1 protein-coding gene is annotated in these 2,013 nt (G+C 73.2%); it reads right to left on the bottom strand.

All coding sequences use genetic code 11. The features are described 5' to 3' along the window. Positions 1-77: 77 nt before the first annotated feature. Positions 78-1,376, bottom strand: coding sequence for a hypothetical protein (locus ACFXOZ_RS42440; protein WP_380595394.1), 1,299 nt, complete (start codon positions 1,374-1,376; stop codon positions 78-80). Positions 1,377-2,013: the final 637 nt, after the last annotated feature.

Here is a 2,013-nt window from a genome sequence, read left to right as displayed (position 1 = left end):
GTCGGCCCGGGGCGGGCCGGGGGGCCGGGGGCCGCCGGCCCCCCCCGAGGCCGCCGTCAGCTGTCAGCTGTCAGCTGTCAGCTGTCAGCGCGGAACGCCCCGTGGACCCGCAGGTCGCCCTTGACCGAGACCTGCCCGTCATTGGTGTGCACGATCCACTCCTGTCCGTTGCGGACCGACAGGTGCCCGTTGGCGTTCACCTTGCCCTGGAAGCGCGACTCGCCCTGGACCCGCAGCATCGCCTTGGTGCTGAGGTCCCCGGCGACCGTGAGCGTGCGCCAGGCGTTCAGGTCGCCCTCGGCCTCCAGGCCGCCGTGGACGATCAACCGCGGCGGGCCGTCCTGGGTCTCCAGCACCTTGTCGACGGTCAACCCGCCCTGGAGGGTGAGGCGTTCCCTGACCTGGGCACGGCGGGTGACCAGGTCGTTGAGGTCCGCCTCGCCGGCGGTGACGGTCCCCCAGTCCGTGCCGCCGTCCTTGCGGACCTCCACCCCGGACTGCGGGAACTCCAGCCAGCCCTTGGCCCCGGCACGGTCCCCCACCCAGCCGGTGTTGACCCCGGCCGCGCTGACCGTCTCCACCGTCACGATCCCGAGGTCGCCGCCGCTGCCGTGGCCGACCCTGATCCCGCCGGGCGGGAACTCGATCCGCCCGGCGTCGTCGTCGTGGCCCCGGACCGACCCGGCGGTGACCGTGCCGATCGCCGCCTCCGCGGCCCGCAGCTCCACGGCGTCCACCTGCCGTGCCTCCACCGTCACGGCCTCCACCCCGGCGGCCGCCAGGGTGCCCAGCGCATCGGCCTCGTCGCGGATCTGGGCGCCCTGCCCGGTGAAGGTGATCCGCCCGCGCGCCGTCGTCGTGCCCCGGACCCACGGGGTGTGCACCCCGGCCGTCGCGGTCACCGCCTCGAACTCGGGGCTGCGCAGGTGCACGGTGGTGGTGAGGAAGTACCCCGGCTGCGCGCGCCCCGGGAGGGTGGCCGTCAGGGTGTACGTGGCGTCCCGCTTCGGCTCCTCGCCCGCCTTCGGCGCCCACTCCCAGCCCGCCCCGGTCCGCTGCGGGACGGGCACCGAGAGGCCGTCCGGGCCCTGGATCCGGTACTCCAGGTTCGCCGGACCGTCCCAGCGCAGGACGACGTCCGCGCCACCCGCCACCAGGGACTCCTGCGGGCGGAAGTTGCGCGGCACCTTGGGCAGTTGCTTCACCAGGCCCAGGGTCACCGGGTTGCGCTGCGCCCTGGAGCAGTTCGCCGCCCGCTCCGTCACCTGGAGCAGGACCAGCCCCGGCTTGTCCGAGACCGGGAAGCCGTCCAGCACCAGGACGAGTGAACCGGCTTCCCGGAAGAGCGAGTTGGGGCGGGGAGTGACGGTCAGCACGCCGTTGCCGTCGTCCCAGACCGACGTCGGGTCCTCCCCCCGCCCGGGTCGCGTTGTTCTGGGCGATCCGGGCGTTGATCGACTTCGGGTGCGCGGTCAGGTCCCCCTCCCGCTGGCCGCAGGGCACCCGCAGCTCGATGGAGTACCAGATCACCTCGTCCGGGGTCGGGTTGGAGACGACGAGGTAGACCGATCCGTTGGGCTCCTCGCCCGCCTCCGGCACCTGGAGCGGGGCCGGATCGGTGAGGAGTTCGTAGCTCAGAGCAGCCATCGTTGAAGACCCCCTGTGTCTGCTGTGCGGGCACTCGCCCCCACGGGCGCAGCCCTGTGGCTCAGCACCCTCCCTCCGGACGGTGGCCCGGGAGCTCCGATTCCGGGCCACCGTCGCGAAGCAGCCCCGCATTTGGCCGAAACCCCGGAGCGGGGAAGGCCACGGTCGGCGCCGCAAGCGGCTATGCGCTGCTCACAGTTGCTTGTAGTTTGGGATCCATGAACAGTTGTGAGCAGTGTGGGAGATGCGCGTGACCGTCATCGATCATCTCGCCCTGTCCGGCGCCCGGCTCGTCCTGCCCGGCGGGGTCGTCGACGGCGGCCGCCTGGCCGTCCAGGGCGAGCGCATCGCCGCCCTCTCCCCCGC

Origin of the sequence: Kitasatospora sp. NPDC059160 (assembly GCF_042755465.1) — a bacterium.
Lineage (GTDB): Bacteria > Actinomycetota > Actinomycetes > Streptomycetales > Streptomycetaceae > Kitasatospora.
Note: the sequence above shows the minus strand (reverse complement) of the source record. Positions and strands in the feature narration are given on the sequence as shown.